Genomic DNA, 21738 nt, shown 5'->3' with positions numbered 1-21738 from the left:
GTTACATCTTTTTTTGTTAAATTTACAATTCAATGTATATTAACTTCCTGAAAAAGTTTAGTTTGAACCTGTAATTATACTGAATATGAATACGAAAAGTCAACAAATTGTTTATGTCCACGGACTATATAGCTCGGCTAATTCTTCGAAATTCAAATCGATTTTAAAGAAATATCCTTCAGCAATTTGTGTAGAATGGAGAGTAGAGGATACTATATCGGCCATTTTGCTTGAGGCTTACGATCACTTAAAAGGAGTCGTGGAAGATTTAACTATTATTGGGAGTTCTACTGGAGGTAATTTTGCGTGGCAATTGCAACAGAAATTAAAAGAAAATGGTAAATCGAGTGAATTGATTTTACTTAATCCTTTGGTTGATGTATCAGTCATAAAAGAGCTTGATTTTCCAGAAAATCTTATCCAATTTTTAGTAGATATGAATCGTTTCGAAAATACTAAAGTTTTTTTATCCGTTCATGATGAAGTGTTAGATTTTGAAAAGTTAAAAAAATTCTTCGAAATGCAAGACAATATTTTTCCAAATCAAATTGATATGATCGAAATTGATGATGATCATCGTATTCATAACTTCGAGTTATTGTTAACGTTAATTTAATTTACTCTTTACAATTATTTAATTTTATTCCATGCATTTTTGCATCAAAATTAAGTCACTCAAATTATGAAGCATTATTTAGTTTTACCGTTATTATTAATAACTGTAGGTCTTTTTGGACAGAATAAAGATTCTATTCAAACAGAAGAATATAAAAACTTGATGTCGCCTTATTACAGTTATGGAGACGGTTTGGGAATTACTTCTCCCGATAGTTTGTATCAGGTAAATATTCGATTCAGAATGCAAAATAGAGTGTCTTATATTGATAATCAAGATGAAGAAGATAAAATTGATGCGCAAATTCGTCGTTTAAGGCTTCGATTAGACGGTTATATTGGTAATCCAAAGTTCGAATATTCGTTGCAACTTTCTTTTGCTTCTGGCGATGTAGGAAAGGCAGAGGAGGGAAAAAATACTAACATCATTCGAGATGCCATGATTTTTTATAACCCAAATAAACATTGGAGTTTTGGATTTGGTCAAACCAAATTGCCGGGAAATAGACAGCGAAATAACTCTTCGGGTGCATTACAATTAACAGATCGTTCTATTAACAATGCGGACTTTAACATCGACCGTGATTTTGGATTTCAAGTACAACATTCAAAAAAATCAAAAGAACATTTTTCGTATACATTGCGTGGAGCTGTTTCTACTGGAGAAGGGAGAAATTGGACAAAATTTGATGATACAGGTTTAGCCTATACAGGAAAAGTAGAATTGTTTCCGTTCGGAGCTTTTACAAATGACGGAAGTAGTTACGAAGGAGATTTATTTCATGAGCAAACACCAAAGTTGATGCTTTCTGGTGCGTACAGTTACAATAATAATGCGCATAAAACCAAAGGTCAGCAAGGAGATGAGTTATTTGGAACAGCAAATATTCAATCTTTATTTTTTGATGCAATGTTCAAATATCGTGGTTGGAGTTTTATGTATGCTTACTTGAATAGAAATTCTGATCAAACTGTATTCTATAACCCGCAAGATGCAACCGATTTTAATTACATCTACAATGGTCATGGAATGGATTTTCAAGGTTCATACACTTTTCCAAAACATTGGGAAGTAATTGGACGCTATTCTACGCAAAAAGTAAATGATAAAATTTTTGAGTTTACTCCAAACACAAATCAATATAGTTTAGGGTTGACGAAGTATATCTGGGAACATGCCTTCAAATTACAAGCAGAAGTGTCCTATGAGCAACAGAAGTTTTATAATTTAGAAAAGAAAAACAATTGGTATGCCCGTTTACAAATAGAAATTGGGATATAAGCTATCTTATTTAAGTAAACTATTTTACGAAGATTTAATGGTATGATATTTAAATAAATTGTTTAAATTTGTAGTAACAATATCAACCCATGCAACCCAATAAAAGAAAAAGCAGCCTGAATCGTAATGTGGAATTCGGCACAAAAAAAGTACAGTTTAAAGACGTAATAATTGTAGCAATTTTAATATTTGTAATCGTTTTAACAATATTGAAATTTGTAAATTAAAAATAATCTAATAAAAAAATCCCTTCAGATGAAGGGATTTTTTTTATCTATTTTTTCTCAATAGAAACTAATTTCGAATCTTCTTTACAAATCTCAAGAACGAAGTCATAATCTTTAGAATTGTCTTTGCTTTTGTAATTTGCTAAATATTCTCTACATGGAACTTGATCTTTTTTAGAGTTATCAAAATCAACTTTACTTCTTTTGAATAATTCTTTTTTCAAAAATGTAGAATCTAAATTTTCAGTTTTCATAAATGCTTGTGCTTCTGGTGAAATCGATAATCTTTTAGAATAAGCTTCGTCCAAAACTCTTGCATTTGGAAAGTAATTACATGAGAATGCGCGTGGACCAAACGCCATTGCGACGAAAACCATCCCAATTCCTACTCCCATCATATACTTCATAAATCTTTGCGTAAACGTCATATGATCAATAAATTAATGTCGTGAAATGGTAAATCAAACCAGTCACATAAGTTCTTTTTTACAATTCTTCCTTTGTACAAATATACGCCATTTCTTATAGTTTTATCCGTTTGTACCACATTTGCAAAACCAGATTCTTCTGATATTTGAAATAAATAGGATAAAAAATAATTACTCAACGCTTTAGTAGACGTACGTGCAACGCGAGAAGTGATATTAGAAACGGCATAATGAATGATATCATTCTTTATAATGATTGGTTGATCATGTGTTGTCAACTCTGAAGTTTCAAAGCATCCACCTTGATCTATACTAACATCAATAATAACAGCGCCAGCTTTCATATTTTGAACCATCATTTCAGTAACGACACATGGTGTACGTGTTTCGCCACGAAGTGCTCCAATTGCTAAATCGCATCGTCTTAAAGCTTTTCCTAATTCTTTAGGATCTAATGTCGAAGTGGAAACGCGTTGACCAATATTTTGTTGTAAACGTCTTAATCTCGTCAATGAATTGTCAAAAACTCGAACCGAAGCGCCCAAACCTAAAGCAGTTCTTGTTGCATTTTCAGCAACAGTTCCTGCTCCAAGAATAACAACTTCTGTTGGTCGTACTCCAGTAACGCCTCCCATTAAAATACCATTCCCAACATTTGTTGAAGACATCAATTCACTCGCTACCAAAATAGCCGTAGTTCCTGCAATTTCACTTAATAAACGAACGACAGGTAAATGATTTTGTTCATCACGAATAAACTCAAAACCTACAGCATCTACACGTTTTGCGATAAGTTTCTGAAAATATTCACGTTTCAACGTGTTGGTAGGTACAGAAGAAATGATTAATGCATGGGGTTTTACCCAATCAATTTCTTCTAATGTAAGTGGGCCTACTTTTAGAATAATTGGTTTTTCGAAAACGGATTGCGTATTGTAAGAAATCTGCGCACCAGCTTCTGAATATTCTTTATCTGAGTAATTTGCACCTTCTCCTGCTCCAGTTTCAATCGTTACTTGATGTCCGTTATTGACTAAAATTTCGACTGCATCAGGAGAAAGACAAATTCGTTTTTCTTGATTATTTGTTTCTTTTGGAATTCCAATATCGAAGCGCTCTTTCTTATGAGGAATCTCTAAACGCTCGGGTTGAGGAATAAGTTCTCCTTGAGAAAACGGCGTGAAAATATTTTTTCCGTCCATATTGTATTAGCTAAAATTTAAATGACGAACTCCATCTACATTTTCTATTGTAATGCTATGATGCTCATCAGGTATAAAGTTAGCAATTTTATTTGGCCATTCCATCAAACAATATTGATCAGAATATAAATACTCTTCAATACCAAAATCTAGTGCTTCATCTTCATGATTTAGACGATAAAAATCAAAATGAAAAACCTTTCCTTTGTCGGTATCATATTCGTTTACAATCGAAAAAGTAGGACTCGATATTTCGTCTCTTGTTCCCAAAGCTTTTACAAACGTTTTAATAAAAGTTGTTTTTCCAGCTCCCATTTCTCCTTCGAAAGTGATTAATTTATAGTGAAGCTGATCTATTATTTGATTTGCAACTTCGGGTAATTCGTCTAAATTATGAATGATAAATTCCATTTAATTTTTTGGTGTTAAAACAACCATTGGTATAATTATTTCTTCTAACGAAATTCCACCATGTTGGTAAGTATTCTTGTAATAATTAACGAAATGATTGTAATTTTTTGGATACGTTAAAAATAAATTTTCTTTTGCAAAGATATACTTTGACGTAACATTAACCTTAGGTAAAAGGAATTTTTCTGGTTGATCAACTGCCAAAACATCTTTTGGATCATATTGCAATTGTTTCCCTAATTTGTAACGTAGGTTGGTACTTGCTTCTTTATCTCCAATGACTTTTGTTGGCTCTTTCACGTAAATTGTTCCATGATCGGTTGTTACAATAATTTTCATCTTGTTTTGAGCCGCTTTTTTTACAATTTCCATTAAATACGAATTTTCAAACCAATGTTTTGTAATTGAACGATAGGTTTTGTCGTCTCGAATCATTTCGCCTACAATACGATTATCAGTTTTCGCATGCGATAAAATATCAATAAAGTTATAGACGATAACATTCAGATTATTGTTTTTGTAATTGTTAAAATCATCTGCAATTTTTTTCTCAAAATCAGAATTTAAAATTTTGAAATAATTGTATGTAAGATCTCCCAATCCAAGACGTTTTAATTGTTCTCCTAACAATTCTTTTTCGTGCATATTTTTGTTTCCTTCATCGGTGTCATTTAACCAATACTGAGGATATTTTTTCTCAATTTCAAGTGGCATCAGTCCCGAAAAGAATGCATTTCTTGCATATTGTGTTGCTGACGGCAAAATACTGTAATATAGATTTTCGTTTTCAGAATTATAATAACGATTAAAAATAGGTTCAATCACTTTCCATTGATCATAGCGTAAATTGTCCACCATTATCAATAATACATTTTTGTCTTTCCCTAATTGTGGGCGAACCAATTGATTAAAAACTGTGTGCGATAAAACAGGGCGATCTTCGTCATCATGTAACCAATCTTCGTAATTACGTTCAATGAATTTAAAAAAAGCTGCATTGGCTTCACTTTTTTGATTTTCGATGATTTGCGTTAAAGCAGTATCTTCAATATTTTCTAATTCAAGTTCCCAATAAACCAATTTTTTATAAATCTCTTGCCAATCTTCAAAATCACGCGCATTCATCATATCCATCGTAATATTTCTGAATTCTTGTTGGTAATTGATAACTGTTTTTTCGGAAATAATTTTAGAAGCATCCAAAATCTTTTTTAAACTTAATAAGATCTGATTTGGGTTAACAGGTTTAATCAAATAATCTGAAATATGTGCACCAATTGCATCTTCCATAATATGTTCTTCCTCACTTTTTGTGACCATAATAACGGGAAGATTTGGGCGGATTTCTTTGATTTTTGGCAAAGCTTCTAAGCCGCTTAACCCTGGCATATTTTCATCGATTAAAACCGCTACAAAATTTTCTTTTTCAATCACTTCTAACGCATCCGTTGCGTTGTTTATCATTGTCGTATCGTATCCCTTTTTCTCTAAAAAAAGTTGGTGCGGTTTCAATAAATCGATTTCATCGTCAATCCATAAAATTTTTATAGCCATTTGTAATAATTTATATTTTTTATTATGATTTTTCTACTATCAGAATTCTTCCAAATATAGCGATAACAGAAATGTTAACATCTAAATTGTATGTTAAACAAAACAGGAGTTTTGCTAAAATTTGCGTTGTTTTTTTAGCATAAATAATTCCAAAAATGATTTTAAAGAAAAATATTTTATAAAAACGTTTCTTTCTGATCAAAGTACTCTTTAGAATGGGTAAAAATTTATATCTTTGTTAACAAAATTGTACGTTTGAATCCATTAAACAATAATAAGTTGAAAATAGTAAATGATCCAGTTCATGGATTTATAACGATTCCAAACGAGCTTATTTATCAGATTATTCAACATCCATATTTTCAACGACTTCGTAGAATTTCGCAAACAGGATTGACTGAAATGGTGTATCCTGGTGCAAGACATTCTCGTTTTCATCACGCTTTAGGTTGTATGCATTTGATGCAAAAAGCCCTAAATATCCTTAAAAGAAAAAACGTTGAAATAACTTCCGAAGAAGAGAATGCGGCGTTGATAGCCATCCTTTTGCATGATTTGGGACATGGTCCTTTTTCACATTCTCTTGAACATTCGATTATTAATGGTTCTCATCACGAAGAAATTTCGCTTCGTTTGATGGAAGAATTAAATCAAATTTTTGATCAAAAATTAACGTTAGCTATTCAAATTTTTAAAGGACAATATCCAAAAAAGTTTTTAACGCAATTGGTTTCGAGTCAATTGGATTGCGATCGTATGGATTATTTGAAACGAGATAGTTTTTATTCTGGTGTTGTAGAAGGAAATATTAATCCAGAACGAATTATCTCGATGATGAATGTTTCGGATAATGAGTTGGTGATTGAAGCCAAAGGAATTCCTTCTGTCGAAAAGTTTTTGATGGCGCGTATGTTTATGTATATGCAAGTGTACATGCACAAAAAATCTTTTACAGCCGAAAATTTTTTGATTAATGTATTAAGAAGAGCAAAAGAGATGACACGAAAAGGTGAAAATTTGTTTGCAACTTCAGCTTTTAAGTATTTTTTAGAAGATAATGAAAGTGGAAGTTTATCAAAAGAAGGTTTAGAAATATTTACGCATTTAGATGATTCGGATGTGTTATCAGCAATTAAAGAATGGCAATATCACGATGATTTTATTTTAAGTAAATTATCAAAAAATATCATTCAGCGAACGTTACCAAAATCCTATTTAATGGATAATAAATTGACTGATGAAGAAATTTTGCTTGAAAAGAATAGAGTAAAAGAAGCTTTAGAAATTGAGGATGCAAGCTATTTTGTGGAGCAGACAACAATTAAAATAGTTCCGTACGAAAAATCAAAAAGTCCAATTAAGGTTTTATATAAGAATGGTGATGTTAAAGAATTATCTTGTTCCGGAAAAAGTTTGTTAACGCAATTTTTGGGACAAGAAATTACAAAATATCACTATCATAGTGTATAAGGATTGATTTAAAGAATTTGACAAAAAAGTTAAATATCTTATATAATCATTTTATAAATTTAAGAATAATTATTAGTTTTGCAGACTATGAAGTTTAAAGCTGCAGAGATTGCACAATTATTGCAAGGAACCGTAAAAGGTAATGCAAATGTAGAGGTTTCCACACTATCAAAGATAGAGGAGGGAAAAGAAGGTTCGATTTCGTTTTTAGCAAATCCGAAATACGAACATTTTATCTATTCAACTAATGCTTCTATTGTAATTGTGAGTAAAGATTTTGTAGCGACAGATTCAATATCTTCTACCTTAATTATTGTGGAAGATGCTTATCAAGCGTTTACACAATTATTACACTATTACAATACCATAAAAAATAATAAAGTTGGAATAGAAGAATATACAAAAGTAAATTCTACTGCCCAATTAGGAGATAATGTATATGTTGGAAGTTTTTCTTATATTGGAGCTAACGTTTCGATTGGGAATAATGTGAAAATATATCCAAATGTAACGATTGGAGATTACGTAACGATTGGAGATAATACCGTTTTACATTCAGGTGTACAAGTGTATGAGGAATGTGAAATTGGTCAGAATTGCATCATTCATTCTAACGTTGTAATTGGAGCTGATGGCTTCGGTTTTGCACCAAATCCAGATGGATCTTTTGAAAAAATTCCTCAAATAGGAAATGTTTTGATTGAAGATAATGTCGAAATTGGAGCAGGATCAACGATAGATAGAGCAACAATGGGATCTACAATTATTCGTAAAGGAGTAAAATTAGATAATCAAATTCAAATTGCTCATAATGTTCAAATAGGAGAGAATACTGTTATAGCTTCGCAAAGTGGAGTGGCAGGTTCTACCAAAATTGGACGCAATTGTATGGTTGGAGGTCAAGTTGGTATCGCAGGTCATTTGACTATCGGAGATTTTGTACAAGTGCAAGCTCAGAGTGGTATTAACGGAGATGTAGAAAGCAAAACGCAAATGTATGGTTCACCAGCAATAGAAGCGACAAGCTTTAGAAAAGCATACGTACATTTTAGAAAGTTTCCAGAAATTGTGAAACGAATCGATAAATTAGAAAAAGAGAACAAACAAAAGTAAAAGTTAATGTCTGATAAACAAAAAACTTTAGCGAATGAAGCCGTTCTAAAAGGTGTTGGCTTACATACAGGTAAATTTGTTACCTTAACATTTAAACCAGCTGAACCGGATACAGGATTTGTATTTGTTAGAACAGATTTAGAAGGTCAACCTCAAGTAGAAGCAGATGCACAATATGTTGTGAGTACAGCGAGAGGAACAACTTTAGAAAAGAAGGGAGTTAAAGTACATACAACTGAGCACGTTTTGGCGGCTTTGGTAGGTATGGATATTGATAACTGTTACATTGAAATCGACAATGCAGAACCTCCAATTATGGACGGTTCTTCACGTTTTTTTGTAGAAGCAATAGAATCTGCAGGAATTGTTGAACAAGACAAAGACAGAGAATATTATAGAATTAAAGAAATTGTAACTTACGTAGATCCAGAAACAGGATCAGAAATCACTGCAATTCCAGCAGATGAATATCAAGTTACGGCAATGGTTGATTTTGGAACTAAGGTTTTAGGAACTCAAAATGCGACATTATCGTCTATAAAAAATTTCAAACAAGATATCTCTCAAGCAAGAACGTTCTGTTTTTTACATGAGTTAGAACAATTGTTAGAAGCTGGTTTAGTAAAAGGTGGAGATTTAGACAATGCAATTGTTTATGTTGACAAAGAAATTACGCCAGAAACGAAAGAAAAACTTTGTAAAGCTTTTAATAGAGATAATGTTTCTATACGTCCAAATGGAATTTTAGATCACTTGACTTTACACTATCCAAACGAAGCTGCTCGTCACAAATTATTAGATGTTGTGGGAGATTTAGCTTTAGTAGGAAAGAAGTTAAAGGCTAAAATTATTGCCACAAAACCTGGACATCACACCAATACAAATTTTGCAAAAAAATTAAGCAAACAAATCAAATTAGCACAACGTAACAAAGTTCCTGAATTTGATTTAACAGCTGACCCAGTTTATGATATCAATGATATCATGAAACTATTACCTCATCGTCCTCCATTTTTACTGATTGACAAGGTGATTTCTAAAACAGCAACTGGCTTGATCGGTGTGAAAAATGTAACAATGAACGAACCATTTTTTGTAGGACATTTTCCAAAAGAACCAGTAATGCCAGGTGTATTACAAATTGAAGCAATGGCACAATTAGGAGGTTTATTAATTTTAGGTGAACTTGAAAATCCTCAGGATTATTCTACTTACTTCATGAAAATTGAAGGAGCCAAGTTTAAACGTAAAATTATCCCAGGAGATACAATTGTGTTTAAGTTAGAGTTGGTAGAACCAATTAGAAGAGGAATCGTTCATATGCAAGGAATTGGATATGTAAACAATCAAATCGCTGTGGAAGCAGAAATGATGGCAGTTATTACAAAAGAATAATTTAAAGAAATGGAAGTTATGAATTATCCGATGGCATATGTTCATCCAACTGCAATAATAGGTGAAAATGTTACTATAAGCCCCTTTTCTTCTGTTTACGAAGATGTGGAAATTGGTGAAGGAACATGGATTGGTCCTAATGTAACAATTATGTCAGGAGCTCGTATTGGGAAAAATTGTAAAATTTATCCAGGTACAGTAATTTCTGGTGAGCCCCAAGATTTAAAATATGGAGGTGAAAAAACTTTCACTTATATCGGTGACAATACCACAATTCGTGAATGTGTTACAGTAAACAAAGGAACAAACGCTTTAGGATATACCAAAATTGGTGATAATTGCTTGATTATGGCAACAGCTCACATTGCACATGATTGTGTTGTTGGAAACAATGTTGTGATTGTTAACGCCGTTGGTTTAGCAGGACATATAGAAGTTGGAGATTACGCTTTTATAGGAGGGTATAGTGCTGTACATCAGTTTACAAAAATTGGAGAACATGCTTTTGTGGCTGGAGCAACACAAATTCGTAAAGATGTGCCACCATATGTAAAAGCTGCAAAAAATCCTGTCGCTTATGCTGGTGTTAATGCAATTGGATTAAGGAGAAAAGGTTTCTCTTCAGAAGAAATTTTTGAAATTCAAGGAATCTACAGAATTTTATATCAACAAAAAAATAATGTATCTCAAGCTGTAGAACAAATCTTAGAAAAATTCCCAGATTCACATTATCGTGAAGAGATCTTGAGTTTTATTAATTCAAGTGATCGTGGAATTATGAAAGGATATAGTTCGGGAGTTTAATTAAAAATAATAAAATAGAATAAATGGCAACAACTGCTGATATTAGAAAAGGTTTATGCATCGTTTTTAATAATGATACATACAAAATTATCGAATTTTTACACGTTAAACCAGGAAAAGGTCCTGCTTTCGTTCGTACAAAATTAAAATCATTAACAACAGGAAAAGTGTTAGATAATACATTTTCTGCTGGTCATAAAATTGACGAAGTTCGTGTAGAAACACGTAACTATCAATATTTATACGAAGACGATAATGGTTTCCATTTTATGAATAATGATGATTTCTCTCAAGTTTATTTAAACAAAGAATTGATCGAAAATGCACAATTTATGAAAGCTGGAGACGAAGTGAAAATCTTATTCCGTGCTTCTGATGAAACTGCTTTAGCAGCAGAGTTACCAAATACAGTAATTATGGAAATTACGTATACAGAGCCAGGTCTTAAAGGCGATACAGCAACAAATGCTACAAAACCTGCAACGACGGAAACTGGTGCTGAAATCCGTGTTCCTTTATTTATCAATGAAGGTGATAAAGTGAAAATCAATACAGAAGACGGTTCTTACGTTGAACGTATTAAAGAATAATTGAAGTACATATCATATCAAAAAGTAGCTATTTATAGCTACTTTTTTTATTGGGTAAAATCAAGTTAATCGTGTATTTTAGCTAAGAGTTTACTGAACAAATCTTATGAAGATGAAAAAAATATTCAAAAAAATGTTCATTTACGGAGCAATTTTCTGTGTTTTTTGTCTGTTATTTACCGCTTTTTCGAATTATAGAATCGAAAAATCTACAGAAGAATTTGTAACAAATCATACGGATAAATTACCCAAAATAAAAGTTGCAGTTGTATTAGGGACTGCTCCAAATTTGATGAATGGTTATCAAAATTATTACTTTACTTATCGTATCGAAGCAGCGACTAAATTATATCAATCAGGAAAAGTAACCCATTTTATTTTAAGTGGTGATCACGGTCAGAAAGATTATAATGAACCTGAAGCGATGAAACAAGCGTTGATAAAAAATGGAATTCCAGAACACGTAATTTATTTAGATTATGCTGGATTTAGAACATTGGATTCGATGATTCGTGCGAAAGAAATATTTAGTCAAAATGAATTTATTGTGGTTTCGCAAGAGTTTCATAATCAACGAGCAGTTTACATTGCAAGACAGAACGGGATAAATGCTTATGGTTATAATGCAAAAGATGTGAATAAACAAGCAGGATTGAAAACAAATATCCGTGAATATTTTGCACGAACAAAAGTTTTTGTGGATAGTTTTTTAGGGATTCAACCTAAATTTTTAGGTGAGAAAATAGACGTAATATAAATTGCATTTCAAAAAAACACCTCTAAAATGGAATTTATTTTAGAGGTGTTTTAGAAAATATTTTTTAAAATTAATTTTTAATTCCTTCCAACATAAATAAAAAAGCATCTTCTTTTGCATCTTCTTTTAAAGATTCAAATCGACCAGAAGCTCCACCATGACCAGTATCCATATTGGTATCCAAAAGTAAAATATTATGGTCTGTTTTTAATTCTCGTAATTTAGCCACCCATTTTGCAGGTTCCCAATATTGTACTTGCGAATCGTGTAAACCAGTCGAAACATATAAATTTGGATAATCTTTTGCTTCGACATTATCGTATGGCGAATAAGATTTGATGTAGTCATAATATTCTTTCTCATTTGGATTACCCCATTCGTCATATTCTCCTGTAGTTAATGGAATAGTATCGTCTAACATAGTCGTCACAACATCTACAAAAGGAACTTGTGCGATAACACCGTTAAATAAAGATGGCTCGTAATTAATAACAGCCCCCATCAACAATCCTCCAGCAGAACCACCCATTGCATATAAGTGTTTTGATGACGTGTAATTTTGTTGGATCAAATGTTTAGCAGCATCAATATAATCAAAGAACGTATTTTTCTTTTCTAACATTTTACCATCTTCATACCATTCACGACCAAGATATTGTCCGCCACGAATGTGTGCAATTGCATAGATAAATCCTCGATCTAAAAGACTTAAACGAATCGAACTAAAATAAGGTTCGATGGTGTAACCATACGATCCATAGGCGTAAAGTAAAAGTGGTGTTTCGGCTGATAGAGGAGTGTCTTTTCTACGAACTAATGAAATTGGAACCATTTCTCCATCGCGTGCTTCAGCCCAAATACGTTCTGAAATATAGTTTTCTTTATCAAAATCTCCCAAGACTGTTTGCTCTTTTTTTACTTCGAATGTTTTATCATTCATATTGAAATCAATCACAGAGGAAGGCGTTGTTAGAGATGTATATCCATAACGTAAAATGTCTGTTTCAAAATCTGGGTTTGTACCAACATTTGCTGTATAGGTTTCTTCGTTGAATGGTAAATAATAATCTGTCGATTTGTCCCATGCTTTGATATTCATTTGCAACAAACCATTTGTACGTTCTTCGATAACCAAATAATTTTTGAAAATTTCGAATCCTTCAATCAATGCTTCATCACGATGAGGAATTACATCAACCCAATTTTCTTGTTCTGTTTTTTCGACAGAAGTTTTCATTAATTTGAAGTTAAATGCGTCATCTTTATTGGTTTGAATATAAAATGAATCTCCAAAATGTTCGATCGAATATTCTAAATCTCGTTTTCTTTCTTGAAAGATTTTAAATTCAGCATCTGGTTGATTAGAAGGAATATATCTGTATTCATCTGAAACAGTACTCGAAGATCCAATGACAATATAATCTCGTGATTTTGATTTGTAAACATACGCATTGAAGGTGTCATCTGTTTCCTCAAAAACCAAAGTATCTTCTTCTTGTTTTGTCCCTAATTTATGTTTCCAAATTTGATAAGCACGTAACGTTTCGTCTTTTCGCGTGTAGAATAATGTTAGATTATCTGCCGCCCAAACAGAACCACCAGTAGTATTCTCAATTTTATCTAAAAGTATTTCTCCAGTTGCTAAATTCTTGATTTGTATCGTATAAATTCTGCGCGAAACATTGTCAACTCCAAATGAAACCAATTGATTATTTGGAGCCATCGAAATTCCTCCTAATTGATAATACGAATGACCTTCTGCCATTGTATTGACATCAAAAAGTATTTCATCAGCGTTATCTAAAGTGTCTTTACGACGTTTGTGAATAGGGTATTCTTTGCCTTTCTGAAATTCAGTCAAATACCAATAACCATTCAATTTATAAGGAACAGACGAGTCATCTTCTTTGATTCTCGCTTTCATTTCCTCAAATAAGTTAGTTTGTAATTCTTCTGTTGGCGCTAAAACAGCTTTAGTATATTCGTTTTCTTGATTTAAATAATCAATCACTTCTTGATTTTCGCGGTCATTTAACCAATAATAATTATCGATGCGAATATCGCCGTGTTTTTCTAATTTTTGTTCTATTTTTTTAGCAATAGGTGCTTGCATTGCGTTTAATTTTAAGGGACAAAGTTAGTGTAAAACTACTTTGTATAAGTTGTTGTTGACCATGATTTGTCAGCTGTTTTATATTCGATGATAATATTCTGATCATTTGTATAGCCAATAGTTTCGTAATTACCATTTGCAGAAACAACAGTTACATGATAAACATTTTGTTGTGAAGCAGGATAAAACTGAGCTATAACTTTCGAATTATGTTTATCAATTAAAACAAATTCATTGTTTTTAGTAACTGTTTTGATATAATTTTTACCATCAAGTTTATAAATATCTGCTTCAGCTATATCTTTTTTAGCAGCAATTACATCTTCCTTTGGTTTGATAGTTTCTGTAGTAATTGATGTTCCTTTTTCAATTTTTGTTAAAGGTAAAGCTTTTGCATTCTGTTTTTTAACATGACTCATAGCAACGCTAAGCGCTTCTTGATAACCTTTTGCAAATTCTTTTTCTTTCGACATACCTTCATAAGAATCAAAAACAGTATTATTGCAATCAGAAAAAGTAACTTTTAGTTTATTTCGAAAAGCAACAGAAGTGTTTTCAATATTTGCTTTTGCAGCTAAACATGGATTAATTTGAATATCTAATGGAATTGATTTTTCATTTACAATTTCAAATTCTTTCTTTTTTAAAGCGATTTTTAATGCTGTGTTTAGTTGATAATCTTCTTTTGCAAAATCAGTAAATTTATCAGGAACGATAACATATTTATAATCCGTAACACTTTGTGCCTGCGCAGAAATTAAGGCAAGAAAGAAGAACCCCGAAAGTATTTTTTTCATCGCTGATTATTTAGCCGTTAATTTAACTTCTTTCCAAACATTATTTTCTAAAACTTCGTACGCAATAGAATTTTCATTGCTGTAACCAACAGACGAATAATTAGAATTACCATTTGTAACAACTACTCTGTAAACACCCGTTTTTGAAGTAGTTTCGAATTTAGCAATAACTTGATTTCCGTTTTCTGACATCAGCATAAAACCACCATTTTGTAAGTCAATTTTTTGATAATTTTTTGAACCATCTGTTAAAAGATTTGAAATGGTTACGTCCGCACTTTTAGGTTCGGGAGTAGCGACTTTGTTTACTTCTTTTTTCGATTGTTCCAATTTAGTCATTGGAATAGAAGTTTTCGCATTTTGAGTTTTTAGTTTCATCAAAGCAAGTTTTAATGCTTCTTGATATCCTTTATCAAACTCTTTTATTTTTGAAGTTCCTTCAAAAGTTTCAATATTATTTTGAGAACAATCCGTAAAAACGACTTCTAATTTATTATTTAAAAAACTCTTTACTTTAAGAATATCAGTATTTAATACAGAGCATGGAGTTTGAGTGACTTCTTGAGGCCAAGTTGACTTGTCAGAAGGTAAAACTTCATATTTTTTTTGAGTTAATAAATATCTCAATCGGTTATTTAATTGATACTGATCTTGTTCAAAACCCGAAAATTTTTCTGGAATATGAATATATTTATAATCATTTACTTCTTGTGCATTTACAGTTGAGATACTGCATAAAAGTAATGTTGCTATTAAGTTTTTCATGTAAAAAGTTATTTGTATCAAATATAAAAAAAAGCATTCAAACTAGACTGCACCCAAAAGTTTGGACAGATTAAAAATTAATAATTATAAAAATGAGTTCGATATTGTATCGGGCTCATTTTATTTAAGTTCGATTTTATTCTATCGTTATTGTAATAGTAAATGTATTGTTTTATTTCTTTTTTTAGCTCTTCAATAGAATTAAATTTTTGTAAATAAAATAGTTCCGATTTCAGTATTCCGAAGAAATTCTCGATAATAGCATTATCTAAGCAATTTCCTTTTCTACTCATACTTTGTATGATTCCTTTTTCATTTAATAAAGCCTGATATTGTTTCATTTGATATTGCCATCCTTGATCGGAATGTAATATCAAATCTTTGGTGTCTTTCGTTATTTTAAATGCCTTTTTAAGCATTTGAGTTACTTGATTAAAAACAGGTCGTTCGCTTAACTCATAGCTGATAATTTCTTGATTGTACAGATCCATTATTGGTGATAAATATAGTTTTTTATCTTTTACTTTAAACTCGGTAACATCTGTTACCCATTTTTGGTTGGGTTTATCAGCCTTAAATGCTCTTTGCAAGATGTTTGGTGCAATCTTTCCTTGTTCTCCTTTGTAAGATTTGTATTTTTTTCTTCGAATCAAACTCTTTAATCCTAAGCTATTCATCAGTTTAAGAACAGTTTTATGATTGATGATAGTTCCTGATTTTCTTAATTCATCGGTAATTCGTCGATAGCCATATCGCCCTTTATGCTGATGATAAATGGATTTTATCTTAAGTTTTAATTCCTCGTATTTATCTGTTTTACTACGTGAAATATGATAGTAAAAGCTGCTTCTAGCCATATGTGTACAATCTAAAAGTAAATTTAGATGAAATTCTGGCCTTAATTCATTTATGGCTTGTGTCCAAGTTTCTTTTGTTTTTCTTCCTCGGCTTGAATTAAGGCATTGAACTTTTTTAAGAGTGCAACTTCACAACGTAAACGTTCAATCTCTAACAATAGTTCTTCTTCTCTTGTTAACGGTTGTTTCGATTTTTTAGGTCTACCCTTAGATGTGCTCATAGTCTTGGGACGGCCTTTTGGTTTGGGTTTTAATCCGTCTATTCCAAAGGTAGCAAAATCTTTTTGCCATTTTATAATAACCGATTCACTTGGAATATTAAATTTCAAGCGTGCTTCACGCAAACTAAGAAACTGTTTGGTTATAGACTTAATAACTTTCAACTTAAATTCAACGCTATACGTTTGGTTTTTTTTAGGTTCTATACCTGAAATTCCTTGATTATGATAATCAGAAACCGATTTCTTTAATAAAGAAGCATGTATATTTTCTTTTTTACTAATTGAACGTATTGTTCGATGTTTTTCTAAAACTTCTTTCACACAACGTAACTTAAATGCTACACCATATTTTACTTTTCTTGTCATAAAAAATGCCCCCAAAAGTGTCTAACTTTTTGGGGGCAGTGTAAACTTAGGTGATAATACTATTTTATGATAATTTTTAATTAATTAAAATAGTATTCTAATTATATAATATTGTATTAATTCAATAATAATTGTTTAAATTTAATCAATAAAAAATCATAAAATTATGTCAATATTAAAAGATAAAGTTGCCATTGTAACTGGTGCAGGTTCTGGGATTGGAAAAGCTGTTGCTGAATTGTATGCAAAGGAAGGCGCAAAAGTTGTCGTTTCTGATATTAATGAAGAAGGTGGAAAAGAAGTTGTCGAAATCATTAAAAAAAATGGAGGAGAAGCGTTTTTTTTCAAAGCTGATACTGCTTTGGCAGAAGACAACGAAGCCTTAGTGAATAAAGCGGTTGAGGTGTATGGAAAATTGGATATTGCTTGTAATAATGCAGGAATTGGAGGTCCTGCTGCATTAACAGAAGATTATCCGTTGGATGGTTGGAAAAAAGTAATTGACATTAATTTTAATGGTGTTTTTTATGGATGTAAATATCAACTACAAGCAATGGAAAAAAATGGAGGAGGTGCTATTGTGAACATGGCTTCTATTCATGGAGAGGTAGCAGCACCAATGAGTTCTGCTTATACTTCTGCTAAACATGGAGTAGTTGGATTGACGAAAAATATTGGAGCAGAATATGGGCCAAAAAATATTCGTTGTAACGCTGTTGGTCCTGGTTATATTATGACCCCTTTATTATCAAATAATTTGAGTGCAGATCATTTAGAAGTATTGGTTACAAAACATCCAATGGGTCGTTTAGGTCAACCAGAAGAAGTTGCTGAATTGGTTTTATTCTTAAGTTCGGACAAAGCATCTTTTATGACAGGAGGTTATTATCTTGTAGATGGAGGATACACAGCTGTTTAGAATATTTTTGATCTTATCTTAAAGGATTGAATGGATAATTAGCATTTAATCCTTAATTTTGCTTAAACGAAATACAAACAAGCAATGAAATTTTTTATCGATACAGCAAACTTAGCTGATATTAAAGAAGCGCAAGATTTAGGGATTTTAGATGGTGTGACAACGAATCCATCTTTAATGGCGAAAGAAGGAATTACTGGTCAAGAAAATATTATCAATCACTACAAAGCAATTTGCGAATTGGTAGATGGAGATGTATCTGCAGAGGTAATTTCTACTGATTTTGAAGGAATGGTAAAAGAAGGTGAAGCTTTAGCTGCTTTGAATCCTCAAATTGTGGTTAAAATTCCAATGACAAAAGATGGTGTTAAAGCATGTAAATACTTTTCTACAAAAGGAATCAGAACTAATGTAACGTTAGTTTTTTCAGTAGGACAAGCTTTATTGGCTGCAAAAGCTGGTGCAACTTACGTTTCTCCTTTTATCGGACGTTTAGATGATATTTCGACAGATGGTTTAAACTTGATCGAAGAAATTCGTTTGGTTTATGATAACTACTTATACGAAACTCAAATTTTAGCAGCTTCAGTTCGTCATACAATGCATATTGTAAACTGTGCTAAAATTGGTGCTGATGTAATGACTGGACCTTTATCGTCTATTTTAGGATTATTAAAACACCCTTTAACAGATTCTGGTTTAGCTCAATTTTTAGCTGATTACGCGAAGGGTAATAACTAAGATTTATTTATAAAAAAACTATACGCGAAAAAAAGCTCATCAAATTTTGATGAGCTTTTTTATGTACATACTTTTCAATTAAGCTTCAACAGCTGCTAAAGCTTCAACAAAAATATTAACTTGATCTAATACTTTATTTTTTAATTCCTCATTTACAATTTCATTGTTTTGGAAATTATCGTGAAAAGAAGGAAATGTAGTACTTGCTACAATTTCTCCGCTTGCAAACATTCCGAAATATTTTGTTGCAACTTCCATCACGTTTCCGCCACCGTATCCACCTGGAGAAGTACTTAATAACAATAATTTTTTTCCTTTTAAATAAGGCATATCAATACGAGAAACCCAATCTAAAATGTTTTTTAAAGCAACAGAAAAATTACCATTATGCTCTGCTAAAGAAATGACCAAGCCATCTGCATCTTGTACTTTTTTGTAAAAATCTTGCGCTTCTTGTGGAAACCCATTTTCTACTTGTCGATCAGTGGAATAAATTGGCATTTCAAAATCATTAATATCGATTAAATCAATTTCTGCATTTTCGATTTGATTTAATGTATAATTTAATAATTGTTTATTGATTGATGTTTTGCTGTTACTTCCGGCAAATGCTAAAATTTTCATATTTCTATTTCGTTATTTTATTTTGATGAAGCAAATTTATCGCAACACCAATCAATTTTTATTGACCTATGTTAGGAAATGATAAATAACTTAAATTTTATTTTTAAATTCATTTACCTTTTTCATTAACTCGTTATTTAATTCTTCGTTTGAGATTTTTCCGTCCGAAAAATTTTCGTCAAATTTTGGTAAAGAAAAATCAATTAAGATGGTTCCTCCAAGTTTTGTTAATAATTTAGATCCTGCCTCCAAAGCATTTTTTCCTCCATATCCACCTGGAGAAGTGCTCATAACAAATAGTTTTTTACCTTCGAGAAATTTGTAATTGATACGAGAACACCAATCCATATAACTTTTAAAAACAGCTGAAAAACTTGCGTTGTGTTCTGCTAATGAAATGATAAGAATATCTGAATCGACTAATTTTGAATAGAATCTTTTGACTTCATCAGAGAAGCCTTCGTTTTTTTCGATGTCAATATCAAAAGTTGGAATATTGTAATCATCTAAATCTAAAATTTCAATTTCATGTTCATTCAACAAAGATGAAGCATAGGTTACCAATTGTTTGTTAATAGATGTTGAACTATTACTTCCTGCAAAAGCTTTAATTATCATAGTGTTATTGTTATTTATCTTTTATAATTGGTCGCATCAAGCCTTCTTGTGCAACACTACAAATCAATTCTCCAGATCGATTGAAAAGATTTCCTCTCGTAAAACCTCTTGTGTCTACAGCACTCGGAGAAGTTACATTGACTAAAATCCAATCTTGTAAATTTGGTTCGCGATGAAACCAAATCGAATGATCTAAGCTTGCCATTTGTGTATTCCCGAAATGAGCTTTGGATGCATGTGGTTTTATGGCAGTCGAAAGTAAATTATAATCCGAACTATATGCCATTAATTGGTGTACAATCGGCAAAGGTAAATTATCAGGCACATCATTAAATGTTAACCAAACATTACTTTTATTCGGATAGTCTTTCTTTTCGAAAGGATTCATTAATTCAACTGGTTTGAAATCTAATGGTCGCTCAGCTAAAACAAATCGCATAATTGATTTGGGTAAAATTGATCCAAATTGTTCTGCAACATCATTCCAACTCATCAATTCTTCAGGTGGTGTGACAACAGGCATCTCATCTTGATGTTCGTAACCTTCTTGTTTTAATTGAAAAGAACATGCCATCACAAAAATCGGAACATTGTCTTGTTTTGCTGTGACAACACGTGTACTAAAGCTTCCTCCATCGCGAAGATTTGCAACTTCAAAATAGATTAGTTTTTCTAAATCTCCTGGTAAAATAAAATAAGAGTGAAGGGAATGACAAAAACGATCTGAAGGTACAGTTTGATAAGCGGCATGTAACGCTTGGCTTACGACTTGACCTCCAAAAACGTTTGGACTTCCCATAAAAGAACTTTTCCCTTCGAATAGATTTGTTTCTAATTTTTTGAGTGAAATCAATTCGATGAGTTCTTGAGTCGTTTTCATTATAAAGTTTAAAATTTCAAATTATTTAATTTCTGCATATTTTGTTCCAATGCAGTTTTATATTCTTTTTTCATTCTAGTGATTAATTCTGCTGTCGAAATAACATCGTGAATTCCTGAAACACCATGACCAGCTGACCAAATGTCTTTCCATGCTTTATGTCCGTCACCGCCGATTAGTTTAGAAAAATCTTCTTCTTTCTTTTCGTCTAAATCAATTCCAGAATGAATAATACTTGGTTTCAAAAAATTAGCATTTACGCCAGAAATTCCATCCGTATATAGCACGTCTTCAAAAGTAGAATCGACTAACATTTTTTTATAATCTTCTTCAGCATAAGCTTCTTTTGTAGCGATAAATCGAGTTCCAATATACGCAAAGTCAGCTCCCATATTTTCAGCTGCTAAGATATCATTTCCATCGTTCATAGCACCTGCTAAAATCAAGCAACCATCGTAAAATGTTCGAATATCATCAATCAAAGCAAAAGGATTAGCTGTACCTGCATGACCGCCGGCACCCGAAGCAACTGCAATTATTCCATCAACCCCCGCTTCAGCAGCTTTTTCTGCATGACGTTTTTTGATTACATCATGAAAAACCAAACCACCATAGCTATGTACAGCGTCTACAACTTGTTTTACAGCACCAAGCGAAGTAATAATAAGTGGTACTCTATATTTTGCACACAAAGATAAGTCAGTTTCTAATCTTGGATTCGTTTTATTAACAATTAAATTAACGCCAAATGGAGCTGTTTTTTTTCCCGTTTCATCTTCAAATTGTTTTAATTGAGTAGTGATATCAATTAACATTTGCTCGAAATCTTCGGCAGTCCTTCCATTGAGAGAAGGAAATGTTCCACAAACACCATTTTTACAAGCTTCTACAACTAATTCTGTTCTTGAAACTAAGAACATTGGTGATGTAATTAAGGGTAGGTCTAAACTATTTTTAAATTCGTGTAAAGTCATTTTTAAAATTTTCTA

Annotated in this window: 22 protein-coding genes; 10 read left to right on the top strand and 12 right to left on the bottom strand. The window is 31.8% G+C overall.

The genetic code is table 11. The features are described 5' to 3' along the window. The first annotated feature begins 85 nt into the window (after positions 1-85). On the top strand, positions 86-616 hold the full coding sequence (locus tag NZD85_RS03225) for a hypothetical protein (protein WP_171621714.1): 531 nt from the start codon (positions 86-88) through the stop codon (positions 614-616). A 66-nt stretch (positions 617-682) separates the two neighbouring features. Continuing rightward, the gene (locus tag NZD85_RS03220; protein ID WP_225538984.1) at positions 683-1897 is read left to right on the top strand and encodes a porin; all 1215 of its coding nucleotides are present in this window, start codon (positions 683-685) and stop codon (positions 1895-1897) included. A 274-nt stretch (positions 1898-2171) separates the two neighbouring features. On the opposite strand, the gene NZD85_RS03215 is transcribed toward NZD85_RS03220, so the two are convergent. From NZD85_RS03215 to porX, 4 genes are read right to left on the bottom strand one after another with little or no spacing between them, the layout of a single operon-like run. Further along, a complete protein-coding gene (locus NZD85_RS03215; protein WP_260543384.1) occupies positions 2172-2531 on the bottom strand; it encodes a hypothetical protein in 360 nt (119 codons plus the stop codon). 17 nt (positions 2532-2548) lie between these two features. Continuing rightward, the gene (locus tag NZD85_RS03210) at positions 2549-3754 is read right to left on the bottom strand and encodes an alanine dehydrogenase (protein ID WP_260543383.1); all 1206 of its coding nucleotides are present in this window, start codon (positions 3752-3754) and stop codon (positions 2549-2551) included. 6 nt (positions 3755-3760) lie between these two features. Continuing rightward, positions 3761-4165, bottom strand: coding sequence for a tRNA (adenosine(37)-N6)-threonylcarbamoyltransferase complex ATPase subunit type 1 TsaE (gene tsaE / locus NZD85_RS03205; RefSeq protein ID WP_260543382.1), 405 nt, complete (start codon positions 4163-4165; stop codon positions 3761-3763). After that, the gene (gene porX, locus NZD85_RS03200; protein WP_171621719.1) at positions 4166-5719 is read right to left on the bottom strand and encodes a T9SS response regulator signal transducer PorX; all 1554 of its coding nucleotides are present in this window, start codon (positions 5717-5719) and stop codon (positions 4166-4168) included. 279 nt (positions 5720-5998) lie between these two features. Here porX and NZD85_RS03195 point away from each other — a divergent pair, with 279 nt between their 5' ends. The 6 genes from NZD85_RS03195 to NZD85_RS03170 all read left to right on the top strand — a co-directional run bounded on the left by NZD85_RS03195 (position 5999) and on the right by NZD85_RS03170 (position 11848). Further along, positions 5999-7189 carry an HD domain-containing protein gene (locus tag NZD85_RS03195; RefSeq protein ID WP_260543381.1) on the top strand — a complete coding sequence of 397 codons (1191 nt, stop codon included), beginning with the start codon at positions 5999-6001 and terminating at the stop codon, positions 7187-7189. Positions 7190-7276: 87 nt separating this feature from the next. Further along, complete coding sequence (gene lpxD / locus NZD85_RS03190) at positions 7277-8302, top strand: UDP-3-O-(3-hydroxymyristoyl)glucosamine N-acyltransferase (RefSeq protein ID WP_260543380.1); 1026 nt, start codon at positions 7277-7279, stop codon at positions 8300-8302. A 6-nt stretch (positions 8303-8308) separates the two neighbouring features. Continuing rightward, positions 8309-9697: a bifunctional UDP-3-O-[3-hydroxymyristoyl] N-acetylglucosamine deacetylase/3-hydroxyacyl-ACP dehydratase gene (locus tag NZD85_RS03185; protein ID WP_260543379.1), complete on the top strand. Its 1389-nt coding sequence runs from the start codon at positions 8309-8311 to the stop codon at positions 9695-9697. An 18-nt stretch (positions 9698-9715) separates the two neighbouring features. Then, positions 9716-10501, top strand: coding sequence for an acyl-ACP--UDP-N-acetylglucosamine O-acyltransferase (lpxA, locus tag NZD85_RS03180; RefSeq protein ID WP_171621786.1), 786 nt, complete (start codon positions 9716-9718; stop codon positions 10499-10501). A 23-nt stretch (positions 10502-10524) separates the two neighbouring features. Beyond that, complete coding sequence (efp, locus tag NZD85_RS03175) at positions 10525-11091, top strand: elongation factor P (protein ID WP_171621722.1); 567 nt, start codon at positions 10525-10527, stop codon at positions 11089-11091. A 112-nt stretch (positions 11092-11203) separates the two neighbouring features. Beyond that, entirely contained in the window at positions 11204-11848 is a 645-nt protein-coding gene (locus NZD85_RS03170; RefSeq protein WP_260393761.1) for a SanA/YdcF family protein, read from the top strand. Positions 11849-11918: 70 nt separating this feature from the next. Here NZD85_RS03170 and NZD85_RS03165 read toward each other — a convergent pair whose 3' ends face one another. The 4 genes from NZD85_RS03165 to NZD85_RS14745 all read right to left on the bottom strand — a co-directional run bounded on the left by NZD85_RS03165 (position 11919) and on the right by NZD85_RS14745 (position 16967). Next, complete coding sequence (locus NZD85_RS03165) at positions 11919-13961, bottom strand: S9 family peptidase (RefSeq protein ID WP_260543378.1); 2043 nt, start codon at positions 13959-13961, stop codon at positions 11919-11921. Between the two features lie 35 nt (positions 13962-13996). Further along, positions 13997-14758, bottom strand: coding sequence for a hypothetical protein (locus tag NZD85_RS03160; protein WP_260543377.1), 762 nt, complete (start codon positions 14756-14758; stop codon positions 13997-13999). A 6-nt stretch (positions 14759-14764) separates the two neighbouring features. After that, the gene (locus NZD85_RS03155) at positions 14765-15523 is read right to left on the bottom strand and encodes a hypothetical protein (protein WP_225538974.1); all 759 of its coding nucleotides are present in this window, start codon (positions 15521-15523) and stop codon (positions 14765-14767) included. Between the two features lie 77 nt (positions 15524-15600). After that, positions 15601-16967 (bottom strand): IS3 family transposase gene (locus NZD85_RS14745; RefSeq protein WP_396127081.1). Its coding sequence is split into 2 segments (ribosomal slippage): positions 15601-16508 and positions 16508-16967, totalling 1368 coding nucleotides; the frame shifts between segments, so codons are not numbered across the junction. Between the two features lie 166 nt (positions 16968-17133). Between NZD85_RS14745 and NZD85_RS03140 the strand changes: the two genes are divergently transcribed. Further along, the gene (locus tag NZD85_RS03140) at positions 17134-17886 is read left to right on the top strand and encodes an SDR family NAD(P)-dependent oxidoreductase (protein ID WP_260543374.1); all 753 of its coding nucleotides are present in this window, start codon (positions 17134-17136) and stop codon (positions 17884-17886) included. Positions 17887-17970: 84 nt separating this feature from the next. Further along, a complete protein-coding gene (fsa, locus tag NZD85_RS03135; RefSeq protein ID WP_171621728.1) occupies positions 17971-18627 on the top strand; it encodes a fructose-6-phosphate aldolase in 657 nt (218 codons plus the stop codon). 78 nt (positions 18628-18705) lie between these two features. On the opposite strand, the gene NZD85_RS03130 is transcribed toward fsa, so the two are convergent. The 4 genes from NZD85_RS03130 to NZD85_RS03115 all read right to left on the bottom strand — a co-directional run bounded on the left by NZD85_RS03130 (position 18706) and on the right by NZD85_RS03115 (position 21723). Further along, positions 18706-19251 carry an NADPH-dependent FMN reductase gene (locus tag NZD85_RS03130; RefSeq protein ID WP_171621729.1) on the bottom strand — a complete coding sequence of 182 codons (546 nt, stop codon included), beginning with the start codon at positions 19249-19251 and terminating at the stop codon, positions 18706-18708. Between the two features lie 90 nt (positions 19252-19341). Further along, on the bottom strand, positions 19342-19869 hold the full coding sequence (locus NZD85_RS03125) for an NADPH-dependent FMN reductase (protein ID WP_260543373.1): 528 nt from the start codon (positions 19867-19869) through the stop codon (positions 19342-19344). Positions 19870-19879: 10 nt separating this feature from the next. After that, positions 19880-20749 carry an acyl-CoA thioesterase gene (locus tag NZD85_RS03120; protein ID WP_171621731.1) on the bottom strand — a complete coding sequence of 290 codons (870 nt, stop codon included), beginning with the start codon at positions 20747-20749 and terminating at the stop codon, positions 19880-19882. Positions 20750-20757: 8 nt separating this feature from the next. After that, the gene (locus NZD85_RS03115) at positions 20758-21723 is read right to left on the bottom strand and encodes an NAD(P)H-dependent flavin oxidoreductase (protein ID WP_171621732.1); all 966 of its coding nucleotides are present in this window, start codon (positions 21721-21723) and stop codon (positions 20758-20760) included. Positions 21724-21738 lie beyond the last annotated feature (15 nt).

Source organism: Empedobacter stercoris, assembly GCF_025244765.1.
In the GTDB taxonomy this organism is placed as follows: domain Bacteria; phylum Bacteroidota; class Bacteroidia; order Flavobacteriales; family Weeksellaceae; genus Empedobacter; species Empedobacter stercoris.
This window is presented reverse-complemented; position numbering and strand designations above follow the sequence as displayed.

Coding starts and splice junctions, on each gene's coding strand:
- NZD85_RS03225 (WP_171621714.1), top strand. CDS start 86: ATGAATACGAAAAGTCAACAAATTGTTTATGTCCACGGACTATATAGC.
- NZD85_RS03220 (WP_225538984.1), top strand. CDS start 683: ATGAAGCATTATTTAGTTTTACCGTTATTATTAATAACTGTAGGTCTT.
- NZD85_RS03215 (WP_260543384.1), bottom strand. CDS start 2,531: ATGAAGTATATGATGGGAGTAGGAATTGGGATGGTTTTCGTCGCAATG.
- NZD85_RS03210 (WP_260543383.1), bottom strand. CDS start 3,754: ATGGACGGAAAAAATATTTTCACGCCGTTTTCTCAAGGAGAACTTATT.
- tsaE (WP_260543382.1), bottom strand. CDS start 4,165: ATGGAATTTATCATTCATAATTTAGACGAATTACCCGAAGTTGCAAAT.
- porX (WP_171621719.1), bottom strand. CDS start 5,719: ATGGCTATAAAAATTTTATGGATTGACGATGAAATCGATTTATTGAAA.
- lpxD (WP_260543380.1), top strand. CDS start 7,277: ATGAAGTTTAAAGCTGCAGAGATTGCACAATTATTGCAAGGAACCGTA.
- NZD85_RS03185 (WP_260543379.1), top strand. CDS start 8,309: ATGTCTGATAAACAAAAAACTTTAGCGAATGAAGCCGTTCTAAAAGGT.
- lpxA (WP_171621786.1), top strand. CDS start 9,716: ATGAATTATCCGATGGCATATGTTCATCCAACTGCAATAATAGGTGAA.
- efp (WP_171621722.1), top strand. CDS start 10,525: ATGGCAACAACTGCTGATATTAGAAAAGGTTTATGCATCGTTTTTAAT.
- NZD85_RS03170 (WP_260393761.1), top strand. CDS start 11,204: ATGAAAAAAATATTCAAAAAAATGTTCATTTACGGAGCAATTTTCTGT.
- NZD85_RS03165 (WP_260543378.1), bottom strand. CDS start 13,961: ATGCAAGCACCTATTGCTAAAAAAATAGAACAAAAATTAGAAAAACAC.
- NZD85_RS03160 (WP_260543377.1), bottom strand. CDS start 14,758: ATGAAAAAAATACTTTCGGGGTTCTTCTTTCTTGCCTTAATTTCTGCG.
- NZD85_RS03155 (WP_225538974.1), bottom strand. CDS start 15,523: ATGAAAAACTTAATAGCAACATTACTTTTATGCAGTATCTCAACTGTA.
- NZD85_RS03140 (WP_260543374.1), top strand. CDS start 17,134: ATGTCAATATTAAAAGATAAAGTTGCCATTGTAACTGGTGCAGGTTCT.
- fsa (WP_171621728.1), top strand. CDS start 17,971: ATGAAATTTTTTATCGATACAGCAAACTTAGCTGATATTAAAGAAGCG.
- NZD85_RS03130 (WP_171621729.1), bottom strand. CDS start 19,251: ATGAAAATTTTAGCATTTGCCGGAAGTAACAGCAAAACATCAATCAAT.
- NZD85_RS03125 (WP_260543373.1), bottom strand. CDS start 19,869: ATGATAATTAAAGCTTTTGCAGGAAGTAATAGTTCAACATCTATTAAC.
- NZD85_RS03120 (WP_171621731.1), bottom strand. CDS start 20,749: ATGAAAACGACTCAAGAACTCATCGAATTGATTTCACTCAAAAAATTA.
- NZD85_RS03115 (WP_171621732.1), bottom strand. CDS start 21,723: ATGACTTTACACGAATTTAAAAATAGTTTAGACCTACCCTTAATTACA.